This is a genomic window from Rubripirellula tenax, from assembly GCF_007860125.1.
Classification (GTDB): Bacteria; Planctomycetota; Planctomycetia; order Pirellulales; family Pirellulaceae; genus Rubripirellula; species Rubripirellula tenax.
The window spans coordinates 1,160,712-1,186,220 of sequence record NZ_SJPW01000002.1; the positions used below are offsets into that span (position 1 = coordinate 1,160,712).

The window sequence follows — 25,509 nt, forward strand, 5'->3', positions numbered from 1 at the left end:
AAGCCTTGAACAAAATGTAGAGGAAACCCGTCAAAAACGTCGTTTTTGCCTCCTGAGACCCCGTCAAAATTAGCCAAGTCCCCCGGTCTGTCCATTTGCCGATACGAACGTTGGGCTTTTCCGACCCTGGACAGTTTGGTTAACCGGCCGAATCAACCCAAACGGCACGATCGTTAAAGTCAGAGTTCATCATCGCTCGCCGGGTCACGTTGTTAGTTCGAAGGCAGCGGCGTGGTGTGGGGAGGCATCCCCAGCGAACGAAGGGCCTCGCCGAGCCGTTGCTGGCTTGCGTTGGAACTTGCCCGCTCGATCCGGTGTTGGCGAGCCACCATTCGTTGGGCTCGGGCCAACTTTCGAGCCAAACTCGCAGGTGTCACGGACGCCGCAGAACGTCGTGAAAAGTCTCGACCGAATGCCTGGGCCAAAATCTCGTCCTCGCCGCTGGCAAACAAACAAGCGGTCCCGGGGTCGCCCGCCCGAGCGCCGCGTCCCATCAATTGACGATCGATTCGCGACGACGCGTGCGGCTCACTGACGATGACATGCAACCCCCCGGCGCGGCGAACGTCGTCGGTAAGCTGTATGTCGGTTCCGCGTCCGGCTAGATTCGTTGCGATCGTGACGCGACCGGGCCGACCGGCCTCGGCGACGATACTGGCTTCTGCTTCGTGATTCCGAGCGGTTAGCAATTGATGCTCGATGCCTGCGCGTCGAAACTGCTCGCTCAAACGTTCGGATAGCTCGATTGTCCGCGTTCCGATCAGCACGGCTCGGCCGGCAGAAACCATCGAAACCGTCTCGCCCTCGATCGCTTTCCACTTTTCGTCGGCGGTCGCAAAAATGCGGTCCGTCGATCGAACCTGCTTTGACGGACACTCCGATTCAACTCGCTGTACATCGCATCCGTAGACCGACTTTAGCTCCTGACGATCCTCCCAAGCGGTCGCCGTCAATCCGCATACGTGTCTGAATCGATCAACGAATTCCATGACCGTGATGCGTGCGATCGGACAATTTGACGACGTGATCGTCAACCCTTCGCGTGCCTGGATCGCTTGATGCAATCCACCGCCGAGCGTCCGGTCGACCGATTTTCGACCGGTGTATTCGTCGACCAAGCAGATCCCGTCGCCTTCGACCACGTAGTGAACGTCTCGAAAGAGGGTTTGGTTGGCCTGGATTGACCGTTCGACCGCGTGCAAGATCTCGGTGGTGGTCAGCGATCGCATCTGCGGCGGCATGACTGAATCCAGTGCGGAACGCCGGCCGATGGTGGTCAGGGCGGTCTGTCCTCGGTCTTCCAACCAAACGAAATCGACGTCGATTCGAAGCTGGCTGGCGACGTTCGCAGCCCATCGGAAGCAAGCTTCTTCGGCGCCATTTCGTTCAGGTTCGGTCGAGCCTCCCGACGACGAAATTACCATCGGGGTTCGGGCTTCGTCGATCAGAATACTGTCGGCTTCGTCGACGATCAAAACGTCTCCCCGCCAGTCCTCGCTCGCGATCTGGGATCTCAAGAAATCGAATCCGAATGAGCGGATGGTCCCATAGACCACGTCGGATTCGTATGCGGCCGAACGCTCACTTGGCGACATCGTTGCGGCAATACTGACAACACCGACACCAAGCTGGTCGTACACCGGTCGCATCCACTGTGCGTCACGGTGGGCCAAGTAATCGTTGGCCGTCGCGATCCAGACTTTGCGACCGCGTCGGGCAAACGCACATGCCGGAAATACGGTTGCAATCGTTTTGCCTTCGCCGGTTGGCAGTTCGACGATGGTTCGACCAAGCAGGTGGTGGCCGCTGGTGATCTGGGATGGGCGAAGTGACAAGCCGAGCTTGTCCAGCACGGCTCGACCGACATCATCGACCACAGATGCGTTCAACCCGGCATACGTTTGACGGCGACCGAGTGTCCATTTCGAACCGCTCACTCCCATCGCATCAAAGCAACAACAGCGAAACAGCGCTGACGGCCGCCAACTCGACCCAAACCGCGTGTCGATCGAGTGGCAGCGGATTCAATTTGACAGGATAGGACTGGCACGTTTGGCAATCGCCTCCGGATGAAACCAGGCAAGCCGGACGCTGCTGGGCCATGTGATAGGGAAGTTTCATTGTATTCGCAACAAACCGAAACGCCGAAACGCCGTTCTGGAAATACCCACAGTTTTTTCCGCACCGCTCTAAATTCGGCTGTTCGAAGTACAAAGGTCGATGTTGAAAACACTCGGGATTGCGATCGGGTCGAAATACTGGAAAGCCCATCGCCGTCACCAAAGTCGACGCACCATCGGTCACCAACGTCAATTCATCGGCTCGGTCGGAAGGTTCGCGGCCCGACGAACCCGGCGGCGTTATCCGGATTTGGTGTAGCGGTTTTCGCAGCCGACTCAAACGGTCAACATCTGTTTTTTGACCGCCTTTCTTGGCGGAAGCATCACTGGCGGGTTCGCCGTCGAACTCAAGATCCGATTCATCTTTTTCAGCGAACTCTTTGGCCGATTCGGCGCCCTCGCTCTCGTTATCTTTTCCGTTACCAAGCAATGCATCAGTTGATTCGTCGGAATCGGGACTGGTGTCTTTCGCAGGATCCGCACCGTACCCGAGCATCTCGCTTAGCAGGTCCGTTTCTTGACCAAGACTGAGCGGATCCTGCGCCTGCGTCTTGCAATGCGACAGCAGGCCGATAGCGATTGCCAGCCCTAGGAATGCTGGCCCAAGTGGGGTGAATGAAATCAGCCGCATCGATGATGCCTCGTCCATCATTGAGAATTCCGTCGTTCGTCCTCGGGTGTCATCGGCGTCATCAGACCGACTTCAACAGAAGAACCAGGATTCTAGGAATCACCGGTATAATCGGAACAATCTAGCTATTTTGGCCCAGATTCAGCAATTCAACGGCGATCGACACGGGAAAACCGCCCGTGAATAGCGAAGCGAAATGTGACTTTGCAAGTAGAATGATGGTTTGATCCACAGCCGTTCTTGGGCTGAATCCGGCCCCCTTTTCCAGTCTTCGCAATGCAATCATTCCACCGACGATCGGGCGCACTCAAGCGGTGGCTGTCCACGCACCGCGACCAAATTCTGCGACGCGATGGACCAACCACAAAAAGAATCGCACCACGTCCGATACGACAGATCCGGTCCGCGCGACCGTCCGTCCACTCGCTAGAGGCCCGCTTGGTGTTGAACGCCACCGCCGAACTGACGGCATTGGGCGAGTTGGTGATCACCGGAACCGACGATGCTGAAAACGTCGAATTGAGCATCAACAACGACGGCCACTTGCAACTTCGGGACGCCGACAACCAAATCATCGCCATCGCCAACCATCCTGGCAGTCCAACTGACCCGCTCGATCCTTCGGACGTTACATCCGGCCGAATCGAATTCTATCTCGGCGGCGGAGACGATGTGCTTCGCATCGCGCTTCCCCAGCAGCTAAGCATTGATGTGTTTGCGGGCGGTGGTGACGATACAACCACCGTCACCGGATCAGCGCCCGGCGAACACGGATATCTTTTCATTGCGTCCGAGAAAATTTTCCTCGATCCAATCGGCGACACGCTGGATCTCTCCGGTGCATCGGTGCGTCTTTCCGGCGATGTCTCTGTCGGCGAAGTCGGTGAGCGAACCCACATCAAATTGAGTTCGGGCTACTTCGAATCCGATGGAGACTTCTCCATTGCCGGCGATGTGGAAATCACAACCACCGGCCAAACGGACCTTTCCGAAGCGATCGTTTCGGGTTCCGCAGCCTCGTCGACCCTACGAATAACAGGAACTGGATCCGCCGTTTTCCTGGGCACGTTCGATGCCTCGGCCGGTCACGCAGTTGATGATGTTCAAGTCGATACAGTTTCGTCGGTTCAGTTCGTCGAAGCACCGCTGGCGATCGATGGCGACTTGATCGTTCGCAACGTCGCCAACGATGTCCAAGTCGACTCATCGATCCGCGCGGATTCCGTTTCGATCTTGACCGGGATGGACATGCAGATCAACGGAGACATCGCGACACTCGGTGGTGACGTCACGCTTATCGCCGGTGGTCGCCTGACGACGGATGCAGACATCACGATTGTCGATGATTCGCGACTCGGATCGATAGCGCTGTCCAGCGATCAAACCACACTTAGCGGTACAACACTGACTACCACCGGCGGCAGGATCACCGTTTCTGGTCCTGTGATGATCGACGGCGACGTTTTGGTCGATTCGGGTAACGTCCAGTCTGCCGACACCGCGGGTGAGATTGAGTTTCTCAATACGATTGAGTCGCTCGATGGGCTCGACGACCGCCTGATCATTGATGCTCGCGGCGAACGGTTCGACGGTTCGGTGACGTTGCTGGGAACCGTGGGACGAACCGACCGATCTCCATTGGCAAATGACCTCAACGCCCTGACGATCAACGCCGCTCAAATACAAACCGACTCGATCGGAATCACGGGCGGCAACCTAACCTTATCGGCGGATTCGATCGTGCTACTGGGCGATCAATACGAAACGCGAAACACCGGCGAGATCCGAATCAATGGTCCATTGCAATTGCCGCGTGGAGATTCGCGAGTGGTCAGCGCGGGTGATATTGACTTCGGCGACGCGATACTGGGCCAACCTGATACGGGAACACTCACGGCCAGGGCAGGCGGTGATCTGACGTTTACGGGACCCATCGATCGTGTGACCAACGTCATTGCCGAAGCCGTTGACGACATTCAATTTCGTGGGCCCGTTCTGATTTCGGGCGATCTGACGGCATCGGGAGACACGATTCATGTCGCATCTGATATCACGACGACACTCGATTCGACGGGTGGAACTGTCTTCCTTAATTCCCAAACCCTGCTAACCATCGACGGACAAATTTCGGTCGGCACGGGCAAAATCATCGGCAACGGTGGCGGAGGTCGCATCGACGCGAGTTTGGGATCGTTGAAGAGTGATGCGGCAGATGAAGCAGTCACACTGGCCAATGCGAATCGCATCACGCTTGGTGACATCGAGTTGCCCAACGGGAGACTGACCCTTGGGACCGATGCCGACGTGACCGGACGTATCGATCAAGCCGTGGAAACCACGATCAAGGTCGACCGATTGGTTTCCAGCAACACCGACGAGCTGATCTTAGGAAACGAAGGTAACGATTTCGTCATGATCGAGGATGTGGTTTCCGGCGGCAACGTCGCGATCGTCGATTCCGTCGGTGACGTAGTCGTCAACAGCATCCGCGCCGCCGAACAGAACATTGACGTTCGCACCAACGGTGATTTGATCGTTACCAGCATTGACGCCGGTTCCCAGGGCGATGTGGTGCTACAGGCGGGCGACGACATACGTGACTCCGACGTGAATGACGACTCACGAATCATTGCGGACGCTTTGAGTGTTCGATCCGAGAATGTGGTCAACGATCTCGTTAGCGGGATCCAATTGTCGACCAACGTCAACCAGATCGAAGGAAGTGTTGCAGGCATCCATCCCGGCGACTTCATCATCAACGAAGTCGACTCGATCGACCTGGCTTCCTCAGACTCACTCGCCGACGAAGTGATGATGACATCCAACGGCCAAATCATTGTCCGTGCCGGCGATGCGATCACGGTCATGGATCACACCTCGGGCGATGACGATGCGAATCGCACCTCAGACCCAGAACTGGTCGCCGGAGGGACCGAGAACGGACGCATCGAACTGATTGCCCCCACCGTCACCTTGTCCGACGACGCTCAACTGGATGCCGCCAAGTTGACACGCGCGTTCGCGGACCCGAACACGTCATTTGATGAAACGATGCCCGTTGCGTCCACGGAATCCGATGCCGAACGAGCGGTACTGATTCGGGCGACGTCATTCGTGGTTGGGGATGGCACACAAATTTTCACCGGCGAGACTCAGGGTACCGCACGTGTCTTCGCGCCTCGTCCGATCGACACGACCAACGGTGCCGCCGGCGTGACGGTAACGCCGGACGGACCTTCATCCAATCCGTTCGCCTTCTATGATCCGAATACGGTTCGCGTGAACGTGCTCGAGCAAGCACTGGTAAACGATGCGACCGGAATTCTAACCTTCTCGCTGGGTCAATCCGGTGAACGAGGATTGACCGTCGACATCGACTGGGGCGCGCCGACGCGACGCTTTCAACAGATCAACGGTTTGTCGGGTGACGAGCAAACTTTCGTCGGCGTCGATCGATTTGGAAACCTGTTGCAACCGGTCGCGACCGATGGCACAGGACGTTTGACGATTGAGCACTTCTATGCCGAAAAAGCTGACATCGTCAACAGCGACCTCAACGGCCGAACCTCGGCGACGGAACCGTTGAACGTTCGTTTCGCCGTTCGGCATCACGAGTCCATCTTGGTCCAAGCCGAATCGGTCACACAAAGCGGCTTTAGCAATTCGGTCGCCGGAGAAATCGTTTCATCGACCGATGATCCCTCGACGCCGGGATTAGACACCGGCGCGGTGTCGTTCATCATCCCAAACCTGACCATCCCCGTCGCGTTCTTTCCCGTCCGCGACGTGATTCCCGAGTTTGAAACGCCGACGTTTTTTGTACGAGCCGAAACCCCGATGACGCTCACCACTGTCTCCGTTGAAACGACAGAATCGACGTCGGTTTCCGTTGTCAGTCGGGAAGAATTTTTCCAACTTCGCGTGCTCTCACCCGACCCCAATGGCGAAGACCTGATCGCGCCGCAGAAGTTGCCCGATGACATTCTTGATGGCGACAAGATCAAACAATTGTTTGCAGAGCTACCAGATGGTACTTACATCATCGAGTACGTGCTCGGCGATGGAAATCAACGCACGATATTGAAGGTCGATGTGCGGGAAGGCGAGGCGACCATCCCCGAGGGAGAATTAGACGAAGGTGAGCTCAAGCTGAAATTACTCCATGGCTATGAAGATTCGTCAGAAAACAAGATTGACCCCAACGTGGCCCCATCGACGCAAGCGGCCATCGAATCGGGCGAAGTCGATATCGATCGGACGGAGGTCCCATGGGCCGATCCGGATCGGGTCGAATCACCAAGTGTCACCTCCGGCGCAGGCGTTGCTTTTGCAACCGCGACGCTACGATGGCGAACGCGGCGCAACAACGAAGCGAACAATCGACTGTCCCAATCCAGTCGATTCATGGCTCGGCAGAATCAATAGGTAAGCAATACGAACCATGGCAAAGAAAAAACGCTCACCAAAGTCGGTGTCTTCCAATGACGAAACCATTCGCATCGATGCGGATGAGGTTGTGTCGTCGAATCCCGAAGCATCCGTCGACGAGAACATCGATAGCACGAACATCGATTACACGGGGACAAAGGACCAGATTGATGCAACCGTGACGAAGGGCCAGATCGATGCAACCGTGACGATGGACAGCACCCTGAACTTGGGACATCACGACGAAGCGGTCCAGTCCGACACTAACGCGGTCACTAGCGCCGATTCGCCGCCAAAGAGCAACCCAGCGAACGAAAAGACGGTTGCGTTTGACAAGTCCGAATTGCTCGACAAGACCGTCGCGTTTGACAAGACGGTCCCTCTGGATAAGACGATCGAGTTTGACAAGTCCGCACCGATCGACAAAACCGTTTCCGATCACGACGTCGATCAAACCGTGGCGATCCCTCGCGAATCGTCAACGCGGGACGCAAACCGTTCCAGCGTCAGCAGCGGTACGGTCGTCTCGCGAGGCGGACTGAGTCAATCGGTCGATTCGTCGGGTTCCATCGACGGCACGACGGTTGGATTGAGTGGCGGCGGTTCGGATCACACGGTCGCGATCGGCGGCTCGATGCTTTCCAGTCCTCAGATCGGAGCGACCGTCAACCCACGCGAACTGTCGGCCGAGGAAGCAGACCAGTGGAGTCTCGTCGTTGGCAGCAACGCCAGCGAGAACCGCAGTGTCGATACTCCCGCGATCGATCGCACATTCTCGGATCGTCATTTCGCACGCTTGCGGATGAATACGATTGCCGAATCGCATTCCGACCCTTCGCTACCGTCGGACTACCGACTCAATCGCAAATTGGGCCAGGGCGGGATGGGCGACGTCTACCTCGCCCGCCAAAAATCGCTCGATCGTTTGCTGGCGTTAAAGGTCATCAAGCCGCTGGATGAAAAACGTCGTCAACAATTGATGCAAAACGGTCGCTTACAGAAGGTCGAAGAAGAACGGCAAATGCAGTTCTTGGCCGAAGCGATCATTACCGGCGACTTGGACCATCCCAACATCGTCCCAATTCACGATGTGGCGATGACCAAGGATGGCAATCTTTTCTATTCGATGAAGCGCGTCGATGGGACGCCATGGTCGGATCAGTTGAACGACATGTCGCAAAGCGAAAACTTAGACGTTTTGCTGCGCGTGTGTGACGCCGTCGGGTTTGCACATACCCGTAATGTCGTTCACCGCGACATCAAACCCGAGAACATCATGCTGGGTGATTTCGGCGTCGTCATGGTGATGGACTGGGGGCTTGCGCTGCCGACAAGCGAATACGACAAAGAGAAACAGTCGTCCATCCTGTTGACGTCGGGATTGGGCGGTACGCCCGCGTTCATGGCGCCGGAAATGGCGACGGGACCTTTGGCGAAAATCGGACCGACGGCTGACATCTATCTGCTCGGCGCGACGCTGTTCATGATCGTCACGGGCCAAGCACCCCACCACGCTCGAAACGTCTCGGAGTGCCTAAAGGTCGTCCGCACGAACGAGATTCGGCCCGTGGACGAAAAACACAAAGGCGAATTGCTAGACATCGCGCTGCAAGCGATGGCCACCGATCCGAAAAACCGATTTCAATCGGTCGGCGAATTCCAAGACGCGATCCGAAATTTCATCGCCCACGATCAAAGCATCGGCCAAACGAATCGCGCGTACGAATTACTTACCCGCGGTAAGAAAACCCGCAACTTGGCCGAGTTCCACCGGGCAACACAAGGCTTTGAAGAAGCGATCAAGTCCTGGAGCGGGAACGACCGCGCGCGTGAGGGCTTGGCGGAAACAACGATCACGCATGCGGAATTTGCTTACGAAACGGGAGAGTATGAATCAGGTATTTCGATTCTTGATTCTGAGAACCCCGCTCACACCGAATTGCTCGACAAGCTGATCAAGGCCCGCGATGAACGAGAATCGCGAGTCGCTCGACTGCGACTGCTACGCCGGCTAACGGCTGCGATGTTGGCATTCATTCTGGTCGGCGGAACGGTCGCATTGTTCTTCATCAACATGCAACGCAACCTGGCGATCGCATCGGCTGACCTGGCCGAAAAGCAAACAAAGATCGCCCAAGACCAGACGGAATTTGCAGAAACTGAAACCAAACGTGCCGAAGAACAAGAGCTGCTCGCAGTATCCGAAACGAAGAAGGCTGAGAGCGCCGCTAAGTTAGCACGCGAGGCCGAAAATGCGGAACGAGATGCGAAACTTGCGGCCATCAAATCCGAAAAGGCAGCGAAGGAAAACGAACAACGCGCATTGGATGCCGAGAAGGATGCGAGGGAGGCGCAAGCGTACGCGAATCGTGAACGCGAATCGGCTCGGTATGAAGAGTACGTTTCGAAGATCGGTCTGGCCAAAGCGCGCCTGGAAACGAACGACGGGAAGGGTGCTCGCAAGATTCTAGAGGAACTGAAGTCGTCGCCGCGGTCCAACGGTTGGGAATGGCGTTGGCTGTGGCAGCAAGCGAATCAATCGCTTTCCGATGTGGAAACCGACACGTCGGTCATTGATCTGTCGCTTTCGTCTGATCGCCGACGCGCCGCTGTGGCAACCAGTGATGGTCACGTCTCGCTTTTACAGTTCGACGACGACGGAAAAATCGCTGAACGTCAACTCGTGGATGCGGATCGCTTGAACCATCAACGCGCGACCGCGGTCGCACTCTCGCCCGATCATCGATCGATCGCCGTCGGCACCCAGTCAGGCGACGTCATCGTCTTGTCGATCGATCGGGACGAAGTCGTTACCGCCCATACAAACACGGTCAACGATCTACAGTTTTCCAGCGACGGTCGATTGTTCAGCGGTTCTTCAGATCGTACCGTTCGGGTACTGAGCAAAAATGAAGGATCGAATTGGGAGGTTATCGCGACCTGTTGGCACTTGTCGCCGGTCCGACAGATTGCCGTCCAAGGCCAGGGAAGTAACACACAAATGGCGGCCGCAACGTCGGACCAAGTCAGTGGACGCGTCGCGTTCTGGTCGATTCCCGCAACGGCGAACGGGCAGCCCAAACAAACCGGCGTCTTCACACTGCACGATTCGCCCGTATCAGCGATCGCAATTTCAAACGATGGTCGCTTGGCGGCGTCGGGCGATGCCGCCGGGAATGTGTTGATTTGGAAACCATCGTCATTGTCAACGGTGAACTACGGCAAATCGATCGACCGAGCGATCGCAACAGTCGATCCCGAAGCGATCAACAATGATGGTGCGCAATCACTCCAGGCTGACATTCGGTTTGTGCGGTTGGTGGATTCGGCACTCGATCGCCGCCCCCAGTTCGTTTCGACATCCTCCGCAACGACCGCCCCCTCACCGAAGTCTTCGGTCGCACACAGCGACGTGATTCGTTCGATTCGATTCGCCGCAAACAATGACACCATCGTTACGGCATCGGATGACTACACGTTGAAACTTTGGGGCATCGCGCAACGCGACTTGAGAACCACGATGCGGGGACATGGCGGCTGGGTCGTGTCGGCAGACTTCTTGAGCGACGCGACCGAATCGATTGTTTCGGGATCCAACGATGCATCCGTTCGAACTTGGAAGCCGGCGAACTACCACGGTGCCTTTGTCACTCAATCGATCCGCGACGATAGCGTTAACGACGGAGACACCCAAGAACCATCGCTAAAAAGATCGGCGACCGCGCATCAATCGGAGATCAAATCGGCCAAGTTTTCGCCCGATGGAACGGAAGTGGTCACGGCAAGTCGCGATCACACAGCACGGATTCTAAAGATCAATCCCGAAACCCTAGCCTTCGAGGAATCTGTTCGATTCGATACTTCCGACGAACCTCTTGCCGAAGGCACACCGTACGTTGCCATGTCGATGGAGATCGATGTACCGGGAAATCGATTATTTATCGGCAGCGCGGATGCAACGATTCGCATTTGGGATCTTCGCCGCGCGGTCGAGGTGGACCAAGTCCGAGGCACAGGCCTGAACAGTGCCTTTGCAGTATCCGCGGACGGCAAGTCCATGTTGACGGGATCCAGCTCGCCGGCGGTCAAAGCGATCCTGTGGCGTCTTGACCCAACTGGCACGAAACGCCCGGTCATGATCCATCAACTCAAAGGACACGACCAAGCGGTGACCGCGTTTGCGATTTCGAGCGATGGATCGCGAATCTTCACGGGCGATCGCGGCGGATACGGAATCCTATGGGACACAGCGACCGGTTCCACCGTTGGACCGCCCATTGAAGACGTTCGTGGTTTCCGAATCAATGCGGCCGCGTTCTCGCCGGACGGAACAAGTCTTTACCTTGCCGCAGATGACGAGCAGCTAACCAAGATCGACGTCGCTAGTCGCCGCCGCATGCTGCGACTGAACCATAACGGATTCGTTACTCAGTTCGCGCTCTCGCGCGACGAAACCTCTGTCGTTACGCTAAGCGAGCTGCTGACCGATTCACAACTAACGACCACCGCGACGTATTGGAACCTTGCCAACCAAGCCTCACAAACGCTCAGCCGTGTCACCGACAACGTCGATTCCAATGCCAAACAGAATCGCCAAGGTCGTCGGCGCATCCATTCAGTGCGCTGGGATGACGAAGCAACGACGGCGACAGTTTGTCTGTCGTCGCCAGCCATACGTCAATCGATTGTTAATGTCTACGATATCGCATCGATCAAGCGTGGCAACGATCCGTCGAAAGTCGTACGCTCTTTCGAAGTTCCGGGACGATTGGAAACAACTCAAATCGCGATTCCAATTGGCCGCGACCAGCTTATGACGATGAACCAGAACGCTGCGTTCCAGTGGGACTTGGGTTCGAGCAAGTTGATCCGAAGTTTTCGGTCGCACGCCGAGCTTACCGAAGCCAGTTTTTCGGCCGATGCAAAGTACGTCGCCACGGCTAGTCGCTCGGTCAAGATATGGGACGCGTCCACGGGTGCCGCTCTTGCCAAGCTAGAAACACCACACATGGGCCCTGTTTCAAGCGTTACGTTCGCATCAAATTCGATCGGGGGTCAACCGTATGCGTTTGCAACGGGCGGGCCCGATGGTGTCGTCCGCCTATGGAGTTGGGATCCAGAATCAAAAACCGTTTCGCCGATATCTTCGATGGGTGACGGCGATGCGCGAAGCATTCACCGTGTTCGATTCTCGCCGGATTCCAAACGTTTGATGATCGTTGGTGACGGAGGACGAGTCGCGGTCTGGATTGTGGGCGACAAAGCGCCGCGATGGACGTCGGATCTGCCAGCGGCGGGCGACTTCGTTTGCGCAGCATTTTCGCCTGATGGAAATGCGATCGCAGTCGGCGGAACGGATTACCGAGTTCGTGTCTGGCAACTGGATGATCAAGTTGCAGGTGGCCCCTTGGGCGCGCCGTCAATTCTGGACGGCCATGCGGACGTCATCCGCGACGTTGCGATGCTGGGCGCGGGTGACACTTTGAGAGTCTTGACCGCGTCGTCGGATGATTCGGCGCGCGTCTGGGACCCTCGACTCGGTACACTGGACCCCAATCAGCATCCGGAACCAGGCCGCGAAATCGTGTCACTGCGTCGGCATGTCGGCGATGTGACTTCCGTCGACACCACCGACGGAGGAAATCTCTTGATGACAGCGGGACACGATGGAACGGTCATCCTCTGGCCGGCCGTGGCGTCCCACGCAATCGAGTCAAACAACTTATTTGACGCACTCGACGAATCGGGCAAAGCTGTCCCGGTTCCCTAGGAACCAACGGGGTTACTGCTCCCTAAGAGCCAACGCGGCTACCGTTTCCTTGTAACCCATGGGGCTACCGCTTGCGCATCGGACCGCCGACGCAACTGGGATGCGGCTGGACGGCGTATTTTGCACAACCAAAAGAAAACATCGTTTTCAGCGGCGACATCATACGCCGCTCGGAAAAGTTTTCTATTCTCCAGGGGCGATGGCTCACCCGTCGAGTCGATTTGTGTCTCGCTTTTAACGGGCAAGCAAGTCGAATGCTCACTTCACACTCTCCAAGACGATTCGATGAATCAGCTGAACCAGCTCTACGGAACATCTCTAGCGCTGCTGACGGACCTGTATCAGCTGACGATGGCATACGGGTATTGGAAAAACGGTCTCGCCGAGCGAGAGTCGGTATTTCATCTTTTCTTTCGCAAGAACCCGTTCGGTGGCGGGCATTCCGTCGCGTGCGGATTGGCGACTGCAATCGATTTTCTGAACAATTTTCGATTCCACGCCGACGACTTGTCGTACTTGAAAACCCTTCGCGGATCCGATGCGAATCCTCTATTCGATCCCGAGTTCCTTGACTATCTGCGTGACCTGAACTTTGAGTGCGACATTGACGCGATTCCCGAAGGCACGACCGTCTATCCGCATGAACCGTTGGCCCGCGTCACGGGACCAATTTTGCAGTGCCAGTTGATCGAGACACCGCTGCTAAACATTCTTAACTTCCAAACGCTCATTGCCACGAAAGCGGCTCGTGTTTGTATCGCTGCCGACGGGGACCGTGTAGTCGAGTTCGGTTTGCGTCGGGCACAGGGCATCGACGGCGGCCTGGCCGCTTCGCGAGCAGCGTTCATCGGAGGAAGCGGTGGAACATCCAACGTCTTGGCCGGCAAACTGTACGACATCCCCGTGGTTGGAACTCACGCCCACAGTTGGGTCATGACGTTCGATGAAGAACAGGAAGCTTTTGATCGCTACGCGGATGCAATGCCGAACAATTGTGTTTTTCTGGTCGACACGTATGACACGCTCGAAGGTGTTCGCAAAGCCGTGCAAACGGGACGACGGCTGAGAGATATTGGCCACAAGATGCTTGGCATCCGGCTGGATTCGGGAGACCTAGCTTGGCTAAGCATCGAGGCCCGGAAGATACTCGATGAAGCGGGATTCGTAGACACGCAAATTGTCGCCAGCAACGATCTGGATGAACGTTTGATTGTGAGCCTTAAACAACAAGGTGCGCGGATCGACACGTGGGGCATTGGCACGAAATTGGTCACTGCGTTCGATCAGCCGGCGCTCGGCGGAGTCTACAAACTGGGCGCGATTCGCGGCGACAACGGTGAATGGCAGTACCGTCTGAAACTGTCCGAACAAGCGATCAAGATCAGTAATCCGGGGATCTTGCAAGTCCGTCGGTTCAGCGGTTCAACCGAGCATCGTGCCGACATGATCTATGACGTGCGTTCGTCGATCCATCTGGATAGGCCGGTCACAATGGTCGACCCAGCGGATGAGACGCGCCGCAGGACTTTCGACCATGGCGACTCTTCTTACGACCTTCTGGTTCCCGTATTCCGGCGCGGAGAGTGCGTTTACGATCCGCCAAGTATCCGATCGATCCGTGATACCGTTCAGCAACAATTGTCACAAACTCCTGCGTCGGTCAAACGGTTCGAGTTCCCCCACAACTATCCGGTGGGTCTTGAACAATCACTGCACGATTTAAAATCATCGATGATCCGCGAAGCGAGGTTGAAGCCATGAATGATGTCGACGCGATGAACTGTACGGCCTTGCTATTGGTCGATCTGCAGAACGATTTTTTGCCGGGCGGGGCATTGGCAGTCGATCGAGGCGACGAGGTCATTCCGATCGCCAATCAGTTGCAACCTTACTTCCACTTGGTCGTCGCAACGCAGGACTTTCACCCGGCCGATCACAACAGCTTTGCCAGCCAGCACAAAGGCCAATGCGTGGGTGATGTCATTGAAATGAATGGACACCCCCAGGTCCTCTGGCCCGACCACTGCGTCCAAAACGAAGTGGGATCGGCGCTGGCGAGTGATCTCAACCAAGCATCGATCGCGCAGGTTTTCCCCAAAGGGACGGACAAGAGGATTGATAGCTACAGTGGATTTTTCGACAACGGTGGACTTCATTCGACGGGTCTTGGCGACTACCTGCTAAGCAAGCAAGTGACGGACGTGTTCATTGTGGGGCTCGCCACCGATTACTGTGTTCGCGCAACCGCTCTGGACTCGCGGCGGTTGGGATTTCGAACTTGGCTAATCGAGGACGGGTGTCGCGGCGTTGATTTGAAACCGGGCGACTGCAAGGCGGCCATCCAAGAAATGGAAGACGCCGGAGTACGAACGATATCGAGCCGCCAATGGCTCGACGACAAAAGTGACGCGACCAAAGATGCGAGTCGCACCGAAATCGCGACCGGAAAATTCTTGAGTCTGATGCAGTCCGGTCGCTGGGAATACTCGCATCGTAAACTTGCAAGCGATGTTGTCGTCATCGTCCCCATGACGCGAAACAACGAGTGGGTATTCATCGAACAGTATCGCGAATCGATCGGCAAACGGTGCATCGAATTTCCCGCCGGTTTGGTTGGCGATGTCGAAGGCGATGCGGATGAAGCGAGTATGGATGCGGTTCGGCGCGAACTGATGGAGGAAACGGGATTTGAAGCAGCACGCATCCGTCACCTGGGATCCGCTTCGAACTCCGCGGGTTTGACCGACGAAGTGACATCGATCTATCTCGCCGAGGGACTGCATCGCCATGGTCAGGGCGGTGGCGTCGACGGTGAGTTGATTCAAATCCATTTGGTCCCTCGCAACGAAGCGGCCGCATGGCTCGATCGCCGACAGAACGAAGGACTGAACGTCGCGATGTCCGTCTATGCCGGTCTTTGGTTGGCCGCGAGATAGTTCGTTCGGACGCGTCATCATGCCCACTCGCTCCGAATCACTCTCTTTTTGGATTCCTATTTGCAAAATCGATCGTTTTTCGCACGGGGTAACACAACGGTAACATGCCTCCCTTAACCTGGGCTTGTGACGTCCGCGACAGTGGTTCGGGTGACGAGTAAAACCCGCTGCGTGAGGCGTCTGTACCGATCTCAAGCACAGGACTTTGAAATGCGCAATCCATGTTTTACGCCAGCCCATGTCGGCTGGCTGGCTTCCCTTGCTCTGTTGGCGATGATCGCCATGACAACGCCGGCCACCGCTGCGACGGCGGCCGAGATGCTTGAGAAGGGTATCTACACCGAAGAAACCGTTGGTGACCTCGACGGCGCGATCGAGGTGTATTTGAAAGTCGTAGTCGAAGGGAAAGAATCGGCCAAAGCGGCTGCACAGGCCCAATTTCGAATCGGCATGTGCTACCAGAAGCAAGGCAAGGCCGACTTGGCCGCGAGAGCCTTTCAATCCGTCATCGACGGTTATCCGGCCGCAACCGACTGGGTCAACAAAGCAAAAAGCCAGCTCGCGACGGACACTGAACTGCTGCCCGTTCCTTGGGGCGAAGGTGACGAAATGCAGTTGGAGATGAAGTTGCAAACCGGGCTGGGCATTGGCGTCCAGGTATGGCGAGTCGCGAAATCTCAACACGAAGGCAAACCGGCTTGGGAATGCAACGCTTGGCAAGTCGTGACCGCCAACAGCCAAAAAGGAAAGAGCCAAGTGTTTGCGGATGCCAACACATTCGCTCCGCTTGCAAGCACTTGGAAACACTCGTTGCTAGGCGAAGCCACGGCCGCGTACACCGCGAACGATGTCGAAATCAAATTGGCCTCGAAAACGGATCCCACAACGCTAACGCTCGACAGCAAGATCTACGACAACGAGCAAGCGGCGGAAATGTTCCGTCGTCTGCCGCTGAAGCCGGGATACAAAACGGATGTGACTGTCGTTTCCACTTTGGTGGCTTCGAAGGTTCCGATCGAACTAGAAGTCACTGGAACCGAAACGATCACCGTACCGGCCGGAACGTTCGAGTGTTTTCGGATGGAGCTGAACATTGGGCAAACCTTCTACATTTCCAACGATCCGCATCGATACATCGTCCGCTTCGAAGCTGGCGGCGTGACGGCGGATTTGACGAGAGTCGGACCGTCGCAAGCCGGTAAACCGACGTCGTTTGATTCTGACCGACTTTCGACCACGCTTCCACCAGACTGGTTTGCCTACACTCCGTCGAATCCAGGATCGAACAAGACGGTCAAAACCTACTTGATCGATCCGCTTGCCCGCGCGGATGTTCGATTGGAGGTTGGACCACTAGACGAAGTGCAAGAGAAACATGCATCACCCAGCGATTGGTTAACAAGTTCGCTCGACGAGTACAAGAAACAGTTGAAGGATTTTGCAATCACCCAGGCAGGCGTACGTCCTATCAAGATCGGCGATCAAGACGCGGCCGTTGCCGAAATCACGTTCACCGATGGCAAACGTTCAATGAAAGGGACTCGGATTACCCTATACGGAACCGAGTCGGCTGCGAACCTGGGTTACATGGCCGAAGGCGAAGACTTCGATGGACTCGCCAAGTCTTTTCAACAGTTGGTCGACAGTGTCCGCGTCAAGTAGAAACGTCGAATGACAAACAACGACCGCCTAGCGTGGCCGATCCTTTTGCTGCTGTTGACGGTGTTGGTGCCGTCGGCAGGTGTGGTTTGGATGATGCGCGAGGCGGTCCGGAACGAACGACTGGCGTCGAACCAACGATTGCGAGACGCCTATCAAATTCAATTGCAATCGGCGACTCAAAAGGTTCGTCAAGGCTGGGCGGACGAACTTGGCCGTTCGGCCGCAATTGTTGACACCAAGCCCCCATCGGTTGCGTTTGAAACGATTGTCGCGAGCGGCAACGTTGACGGGGCGTTGATCAGGGACGACGAAGGCCGTCTCGTGTATCCCGAATCCTCTCGAGCAGGTAACAAGACGATCAACATCGTTGCCCCACTTTGGTCAAAAGCATCGCGGCTTGAGTTTGTCGAGAAACGCTTTGACGAAGCGTCAAAAGCCTACCAGCAACTTACGCAAACAACGTCGGATCCAATCTTGTTGGCGCAGATTCAACAAGCCCTTGTTCGGTGCCTGCTGAAGCTGAACCGGCGAGACGACGCGATTGAATTGTTGGAAAACCAACGTGCATCAGGCGGACTCGTCGATCGCGACGGACGCCTCTTCGCCGCCGCGGCCGAATTTCGCTTGTTGGAATTGTTGGACTCTCAGTCGACGGATTGGGCAGAAGTTCGCGATTCGCTGGTTCAGCGACTGGGAAACTACAAAGACGTCACGATGACATCGTCGCAGCGCCGATTCTTGATGACAGAAGTCCAGCATTTGGCCGGCGGGACAATCCAATGGCCGACACGGGCAGCCGAAACGTTGTCGTCGGAACTGATCACCGTCGACGGGGGTTCGAGTTTCCAGTCACGCTTGCAACCAACCAAACTGCCCGACGTGTGGGCCCGAGCAACCACGGATGGACGCGCGATTGAACTCTATCGAACGGCGTCGGTTCAGAAGCGGCTATTGGAACTGGCGGATGGTGTGCCGCTTCCCGAGGGCATCTCGTTTTCGGCTTCGCCACCGGGCGACCGAACAGACCACTTGATGAATGCTGACTTGGGTGATGAATTGGACGGATGGCGGCTTAGTCTTTCGATGACTGACGACGCGGTTTTCGATGATGTCTCGAAACATCGACGTGCGATTCATTTGTGGATCGCTTCGCTTGTGATCGCAGTGACATGCGTCTTGGCTTGGATGCTGTCGTTGGCACTACGGCGTCACATGCGATTGGCGCAATTAAAAAACGATCTCGTGGCCACGGTGTCACACGAACTGAAGACACCACTGGCGTCGACTCGTTTGCTGGTCGACACCCTATTGAGCGTCGAACCCCGTGATCCACATGACCCATCCGCGGTTCAGACTCGCGAGTATCTGCAGATGATCAGTCAAGAGAATTCGCGATTGACTCGGATGATCGACAATTTCCTGACGTTTTCAAAGATGGACCGTGGACAGTCGACTGCGAACTTCCGCTCGGTCGCGATCAACGAGGTGGCGACTCAGGCCGTATCGATTTTCCGAGAACATACAGGTATCGACGACGCGGCGTTGACCGTTTCCGAATCTCCGAACGCGTTCGTTTGGGGAGACCTGGATTCGTTAGTCACGGCGATGGTCAATTTGCTAGAAAACGCGTGGAAGTACAGTGAGGAACCGCGAAGGATTTCGTTGAACATCGAAGCCGATCAACTTCATATCCAGCTGGCCGTTCGCGACAACGGAATCGGAATGAACGCGAATCAGGTGGGGCGTGCCTTCGATCGTTTCTATCAAGCGGACCAGCGAGTCGCTCGGACTCATGGTGGCTGCGGGCTTGGATTGAGCATCGTTCGCGCGATCGCAGAGTCTCACGCCGGTAGTGTCGATATTGAAAGCGTTTCTAACGTGGGAAGTTGTTTTACGCTTTGCCTGCCCAAGTTAAACGTTGGAACGGAATGACGCACCCACAACGTATTTTGATCGTCGAAGATGACCCAACGCTGCTGCGCGGGCTGAGCGACAACTTTCAGACCGCTGGGTTCGCGGTCTCCACGGCGACGGATGGCATGTCGGGTTTGGCCCAGGTCTTGGCAGAACCGCCTGCCTTACTATTGCTCGACATCATGCTTCCGCATTTGAACGGTTTCGATCTCTGCCGACGGGTACGGAAAGCGGGACTGGAAATCCCGATCTTGATGCTGACCGCGAAAGGTCAAGAGGAAGACATCGTTCGCGGCCTAGAACTGGGCGCCGACGATTACATGACGAAACCGTTTGGAATCAAAGAACTACTGGCTCGCGTGCAACGACTGCTGCGTCCGCGTGGGCGGCAATCGTCCGAAGTGATCGCCTTCGGTGACTCGCAATTCAATCGCGAAGCTCGAACGCTGGATCGATCGGGACAAACGACTTCGTTGACGGCGAAAGAGTTTCAGTTGCTAGAGTTTTTCTTATCGCATCCCCATCGTGCGCTGACTCGCAGCAATATTCTTGACGCCGTTTGGGGTCGATCGCTGATCGTCAGCACACGCAGCGTCGACCGATGCGTCGCAACATTACGAGCCAAACTTGAACGGGATCCAAGCCATCCCGAATTCATTCACACGATCCGCGACGTTGGGTATCGATTCGAATTGCCGTAGGATCGTGCAAAGCGATTTTCGCTTGCCACTGGAACAACTTCTCGATCCGTCGCCCTACAATGGGATGTTCGAACTCTGCCCCCACTGTTTGAACAAGCAATCCCAGAGCCCATCCATGAGTGCCGATTTAGTCCCCGAATCGCGTGCCTATCGCCACATCACATGCGGGAGTGAGACGGTCGTTGGCGGACAATCGTTCGAGGTTGTGTCTAACCCGATGTCCAGCATGGAACAAACGAAATGCAGCATGTGCAATGCGATGTTTCCGATTTCCGATTATGTGTGGGCTGATACGGACGAAAACTTAAGCGACTATTACGCCCGCCACACGACCACCGCGACCGATCTTCAGCGACTGCTTTGTTCGAAAAAGATGATGGTGGGATTGGTCGCTGTCAGTGCTTTGGCCGCCGCTGCGGGGGTCTATGTGTTAGTTGCCAACGACGATCTGTTTACCAGGACCATTTGTCTACTAGGTGGTTTGATGATCGGTGCGTTTATCGGTGCAACCCTTTTCCTTCACGTGTTTGCCAACCCCATCACACGAAAAGTTTGTGGTGTTCGCGATACTCGATTGCTGCGATAGCGAGTCCCTATCGTCTGAATTCCAGTCAAACTTATGACGGCCGCAACTTGACCTGCACTATTAAAACGTGCGGACGATGCGTTGATCCTTTAAAATTGTGGATCGAGATCTAAGCCCGACTCATTTCAACCCAAGCGAGCAAAAACATGAGTTCGATCGTGAAAGCTAAATGCCCCAAGTGCAAAACCGAAGTCTCGGTCGAAGAGGACGCATCGGTGTTGTCGACGGTCTGTACTTCGTGTCAAACGGCATTCGTTCCCGCAACCGTGATCGCCGAGTCCAACAAACGATTCGAAATGGGCATGTACGTGGTGATGTTGCTGGTCGGTTTGGGATTGATCGTCTACATGGCTGCGACCGGCAGCCTGAAACCCAAACCTGACCCGCCCGCCGCCGTCTTGCCGGAATAACCATTGGCTTCGCGATCGCCCGTTCAATCCGGGTGCTTAAGTAGCCTTAAAGCATGTCCATCGGGTCGATGTCGATGACGTATTGGACGTCGTCTTTATCTGGAATCGTGAACGTGTCTACGGCGCGTCGGATCGTTTCGCCAAGGTGCGATGCCTCGACCGATTGCAGCAGGATGTGGAATCGGTATTTGCCGCGCAGCTTTGAAATGGGTGGCGGCGCCGGACCGAGTATTCGTACTTCGTAGCCAAGTTGATTGCGGGCAGCTTCCAGGCGACCCAACAACGCTTCGGCCGTCGCTTCGGTGACGTCTTCGATCGCACCGCGGATGATGATTCGCCCGACGCTTCCCAGCGGTGGATAGTTGAACTTACGTCGATTGACCATTTCGTCGGTTGCGAACTGTTCATAGTCGTGGCGTGATGCGGCTTGAATCGCTGGATGCTCCGGTGTGAACGTCTGTACGATCACTCGGCCGCCACGATCACCACGCCCCGTCCGACCAGCAACTTGGGTGACCAATTGGAACGTCCGTTCGGAAGCGCGAAAATCGGGGAAGTGCAGGGCACCGTCGGCGTTGATGACGCCGACCAAAAGCACGTTGGGAAAATCGAGCCCTTTGGCGATCATTTGTGTCCCCAACAAGATGTCGACTTCGCCGCTGCGGAAGGCGGACAAGACCCGTTGATGGCTGCCGGGACGCTTCATCGTGTCGCTGTCCATGCGAGCCACCTGAGCATCGGGGAATCGGGCTTTGACTTCGACTTCCAGACGCTGGGTTCCCAAACCGCCGTATCGGATACCGTCGAAACGACATGCCGGACACCAAGGTGGCGTGGCAATCGTGTAGTCGCAGTAGTGGCACACCGCTTTACCTCCGTCGCGGTGATGGGTCAGCGGCATGTCGCAATCGGGACAGGCAACCACATGACCGCACGACGGGCACTGAATCGTGGTTGCAAAACCGCGTCGGTTTAGCAACAAGATAACTTGCCCTTTCTCTTTCAGCGTTTCTTCAACCGCACGATGCAGCGGCCGGCTGATCGATCCGGACGTGCGATCATCGCGGACACGCAGATCGACCAACTGCACGTCCGGCATGGGGCGATTCTCGACACGCGAAGGCATCGAAATCAGTTCGGCGTGTCCGGTGGTACAGGCATGCCAAGTTTCCATCGATGGAGTAGCCGTCCCCAGCACCAATGGAATCTTTAGCGACATGGCGCGGGCATGGGCGACCTTTCTAGCATGGTATCGCGGCACACTATCTTGCTTGAACGAACCGTCATGCTCTTCGTCCAAGATGATCAGCCCCAACCGCGGCAGCGGCGCGAACACGGCACTGCGGGGCCCGACAACGACTTGGACATCACCACTACGAATCCGTTGCCACTGGAAATGGCGTTCGGCGGGTGTCATCTGGCTATGGAGGACTGCAACCGATTTGAACCGTCGCTCGAAGCGTCCACGCGTTTGCGGCGTCAGACTGATCTCGGGTACCAGAACGATCGCGCTGCGTCCGAATTTGACCAAGTGTTCGATGGCGCGAATATAAACTTCCGTCTTGCCACTGCCGGTGACGCCGTGCAGCAGCAATGTTTTACCAGCTTCGGAGTCGACCGCGGCGACAATCCGACCCAGCGCGTTGCCTTGATCGTCGGTCAACGGGTGCGATTTTTCTTTCTCACCATCACCCAGACTCCAACGCATCGGTGCCGCGGTCGCCATCTCGCGGCGCGTCTCCGTTCGGATCAGTTCTTTCTTCTCGAGCGACTTGATCGGCCCCGATGTACATCCGGCTTCGACCATCAATTCCGATGAAGTCATCGGGCGTGCGGCGGCAATCAAGAATCGCAACGCGACTTGCTGTTTTTGCGGCAAACTTTCGACAACGGAGTCGTCGATCAATTTCGCGTTGGGCGTGTAGTAGGTTCGCTCGCGAGTCCCCGCGCCGCTGCGAACGCTGGACGGAATCAATGCGTCGAACACTTGACCGGCGGGTGCCTGGTAGTAGTGGCTCATCCATAGCACCAACCGGACCAATGGCGGATCGCAAAGCGGCGCATGGTCCACCACCTCGGCGACGTCCTTCAGTGTTCGCGACGCCGACGATCCGAGCTTGCACTCGATGCACCACCCCGTCGTTGCTTTTCGACGACGTCCCAGCGGCACCTTGACCCGCATTCCGGCTTCCAAGCGATCACGCATGTCCTCGGGAATGCGGTAATCATAGGGGCCGTGCGGAGCTTCACTGAACACCACTCGTGCCGTAGCCACGTCGTCTTCGGCCGCCAATTCCCATGGTGGAGGTGCCGTTTCGAACAGTTCTCCCTGTGCCGAATCCGCTTTGGATTTGGCGGATTCACGATCCGGAGGGACGTCATATTCGTCGGGAACCGGACCGGACATCGGAGTGGAAATGGGGCAATGGGGAAGGGATGAGTGATCCGTCAACATAGTAAAAATTCCCGAAGCTGGAACATCGCGTGTGATTTCAGCCATTGTCGGCCGAGTGATGGACACGTCTGGTCAAACGCGGTAACTACCCGGTTCATTGCATCCCAGCCGGTCGAGTACACTCGCGAGCGTGGTTCGACGCTTGGACCGGCCCATCGTTTCAGTGGCTGTTGCCAACCCTTGTGCGTGAATCCACCGTATCGAACGCAAACGAGGCTAGACGGTTGAGCAAACGAATCGGAATCTACGGCGGGTCGTTTGACCCCGTTCACGTCGGCCACCTTTGGATCGCCGAAGCGGCACGGGAATCGCTTTCACTGGATGAAGTGCGTTGGATACCCGCGGCGACATCACCGCTGAAACCCAGCGGACCGGTCGCAAGCAACGAAGATCGTCTTCAGATGCTGCGTTTGGCCATTTCAGGGAACTCGAATTTTGCGATCGATGATCGCGAAATCCTTCGCGGCGACGTCAGCTATACAGTGGACACAATCGCTGAGATGAAAGCCGAGAGCCCGTCCGATCAGTACTTCTTGATCATTGGCAGCGACTCGCTGGCCAGTTTTGATCGATGGCACCAGCCGGCCCGTTTGCTGACGATGGTCGAAGTGGCAGTTGTCCAGCGCGGCGGTGATCCGCCAATCGATTTTGCTGTGTTGGATCCGTTTTCGGATGGCAACTCGGCCGGACACCACGTGATCGCGATGCCCGTCATCGAGGTTTCCAGCAGCGACCTTCGCCAGCGACGGGCGAACGGGAAAAGTATCCGCTACCGGGTTCCCCGTCCTGTAGAAGCATTCATTGCAGCCGAGAAACTTTACGGATCGACGGCGGCGGGCAGCTAGTTCTGGAATCTAACGAATCATTTCGGCCTCTGTGTGGTAGGTCACAGAGCCGAATCGGGACCCGACTCATACTCGGCGAAAGTGATGGCGGCTGCGTGTCCGCAATCCGCAATTCGATTCGACTTATGAAAGGTCGCCTGTGATGCTCGTTTCCCGTTTTTCTGGCTTGATGGCCGGTTTGACCCTGCTTTGTGTGCCGGCAATCCCTTCGACCGCCAACGCGGCGATTGTTGATTTGACCGTCACGATCGAAAACCTGGCCCCAACGAACAGCGTTAGCTTTGCGCCGACGCGGGTAGCCTTTCATAACGGGTCGTTTGATCCGTTCAACAACGGCGAAACGGCTGGCGAGGCGATCAAGTCGATTGCCGAAGGTGGATCCGGAAACGCTTGGTTTCCGGCCGTCACGGCAGCCGATCCCAACGCCGCCACCGGCACCATCGCCGCTGGTGGTCCCGCCGTCCCATCGGGCAACGCTGGCGGCTTGTCCAACACGGCGACGGCTACGTTTCGGATCGACACCAATTCGCAGGGCTTCTTTACGTTCGCCAACATGGTCGTGCCCAGCAACGACTTGTTCCTTGGCAACGACAGCCCGCTGGGGTTGTTTGACAGCAACGGCGCGTTAACGACAACGTCGATCCTGCAAACCGGCAGCAGCATTTGGGATGCAAATTCGGAAGTCGCCATCGCCGGGAACGCGGCGTTTTTGCAGGGCAGCATGAACGACTTGCGAGTCGAAGAAGGCGGCGTGGTCGCGTTCGATTTCGCAGAACTGGCGACTTATAACGGACTGACGACGGCCGCCGGTTACGTGTTTGACAGCTCGTCGATCACGGCCGGAACCGAGATTTTCCGCGTCAGCTTCAGTTCGGTAACAGCGGTGCCGGAACCCTCCTCAGTCTTGGCAGGCGTTGTTTGCTGTGTCGGATTGGGTGTTCGAAGTTATCGCAAACGACGCCAGACGGCGAAGCTCTAGCAAGAATCGCCAACGCGAAAGCATGCCGCTTCATGTCAAAGCAAACGCCGTTGGGCTAGGGATTCTCGGATC

14 protein-coding genes are annotated in these 25,509 nt (G+C 56.3%); 11 read left to right on the plus strand and 3 right to left on the minus strand.

What is annotated here, in order from left to right:
• Nucleotides 1-212 precede the first annotated feature (212 nt).
• Nucleotides 213-1,937 (minus strand): preprotein translocase subunit SecA, encoded by a 1,725-nt coding sequence (locus Poly51_RS10050; protein WP_186775450.1) that lies wholly within the window; start codon nucleotides 1,935-1,937, stop codon nucleotides 213-215.
• Nucleotides 1,938-1,947: 10 nt separating this feature from the next.
• Complete coding sequence (locus tag Poly51_RS10055) at nucleotides 1,948-2,772, minus strand: hypothetical protein (RefSeq protein WP_186775451.1); 825 nt, start codon at nucleotides 2,770-2,772, stop codon at nucleotides 1,948-1,950.
• Nucleotides 2,773-3,192: 420 nt separating this feature from the next.
• On the opposite strand from Poly51_RS10055, the gene Poly51_RS10060 reads away from it, so the two are divergent.
• The 9 genes from Poly51_RS10060 to Poly51_RS10100 all read left to right on the plus strand — a co-directional run bounded on the left by Poly51_RS10060 (nucleotide 3,193) and on the right by Poly51_RS10100 (nucleotide 21,158).
• A complete protein-coding gene (locus Poly51_RS10060; protein WP_146456825.1) occupies nucleotides 3,193-7,176 on the plus strand; it encodes a hypothetical protein in 3,984 nt (1,327 codons plus the stop codon).
• A gap of 16 nt (nucleotides 7,177-7,192) precedes the next feature.
• Entirely contained in the window at nucleotides 7,193-12,949 is a 5,757-nt protein-coding gene (locus Poly51_RS10065) for a protein kinase domain-containing protein (protein ID WP_146456827.1), read from the plus strand.
• 285 nt (nucleotides 12,950-13,234) lie between these two features.
• Nucleotides 13,235-14,710: a nicotinate phosphoribosyltransferase gene (locus tag Poly51_RS10070; RefSeq protein WP_146456829.1), complete on the plus strand. Its 1,476-nt coding sequence runs from the start codon at nucleotides 13,235-13,237 to the stop codon at nucleotides 14,708-14,710.
• Nucleotides 14,707-15,885: a bifunctional nicotinamidase/pyrazinamidase gene (gene pncA / locus Poly51_RS30375; protein WP_186775452.1), complete on the plus strand. Its 1,179-nt coding sequence runs from the start codon at nucleotides 14,707-14,709 to the stop codon at nucleotides 15,883-15,885. Before Poly51_RS10070 ends, pncA begins: the two co-directional genes overlap by 4 nt.
• 210 nt (nucleotides 15,886-16,095) lie before the next feature.
• Complete coding sequence (locus Poly51_RS10080; RefSeq protein ID WP_246114390.1) at nucleotides 16,096-17,547, plus strand: DUF3108 domain-containing protein; 1,452 nt, start codon at nucleotides 16,096-16,098, stop codon at nucleotides 17,545-17,547.
• A gap of 9 nt (nucleotides 17,548-17,556) precedes the next feature.
• A complete protein-coding gene (locus tag Poly51_RS10085) occupies nucleotides 17,557-19,479 on the plus strand; it encodes a sensor histidine kinase (RefSeq protein WP_146456831.1) in 1,923 nt (640 codons plus the stop codon).
• Nucleotides 19,476-20,162: a response regulator transcription factor gene (locus tag Poly51_RS10090; RefSeq protein WP_146456833.1), complete on the plus strand. Its 687-nt coding sequence runs from the start codon at nucleotides 19,476-19,478 to the stop codon at nucleotides 20,160-20,162. Before Poly51_RS10085 ends, Poly51_RS10090 begins: the two co-directional genes overlap by 4 nt.
• A gap of 115 nt (nucleotides 20,163-20,277) precedes the next feature.
• Nucleotides 20,278-20,748: a hypothetical protein gene (locus tag Poly51_RS10095; protein WP_146456836.1), complete on the plus strand. Its 471-nt coding sequence runs from the start codon at nucleotides 20,278-20,280 to the stop codon at nucleotides 20,746-20,748.
• A gap of 146 nt (nucleotides 20,749-20,894) precedes the next feature.
• Nucleotides 20,895-21,158: a hypothetical protein gene (locus tag Poly51_RS10100; RefSeq protein WP_146456838.1), complete on the plus strand. Its 264-nt coding sequence runs from the start codon at nucleotides 20,895-20,897 to the stop codon at nucleotides 21,156-21,158.
• A gap of 46 nt (nucleotides 21,159-21,204) precedes the next feature.
• On the opposite strand, the gene priA is transcribed toward Poly51_RS10100, so the two are convergent.
• Complete coding sequence (gene priA / locus Poly51_RS10105) at nucleotides 21,205-23,565, minus strand: replication restart helicase PriA (protein WP_146457357.1); 2,361 nt, start codon at nucleotides 23,563-23,565, stop codon at nucleotides 21,205-21,207.
• Between the two features lie 272 nt (nucleotides 23,566-23,837).
• On the opposite strand from priA, the gene nadD reads away from it, so the two are divergent.
• Together nadD and Poly51_RS10115 are read left to right on the plus strand one after the other, a co-directional pair.
• The gene (gene nadD / locus Poly51_RS10110; RefSeq protein ID WP_246114391.1) at nucleotides 23,838-24,458 is read left to right on the plus strand and encodes a nicotinate (nicotinamide) nucleotide adenylyltransferase; all 621 of its coding nucleotides are present in this window, start codon (nucleotides 23,838-23,840) and stop codon (nucleotides 24,456-24,458) included.
• 142 nt (nucleotides 24,459-24,600) lie between these two features.
• On the plus strand, nucleotides 24,601-25,437 hold the full coding sequence (locus tag Poly51_RS10115; RefSeq protein WP_222435820.1) for a spondin domain-containing protein: 837 nt from the start codon (nucleotides 24,601-24,603) through the stop codon (nucleotides 25,435-25,437).
• The last annotated feature ends 72 nt before the right edge of the window (nucleotides 25,438-25,509 follow it).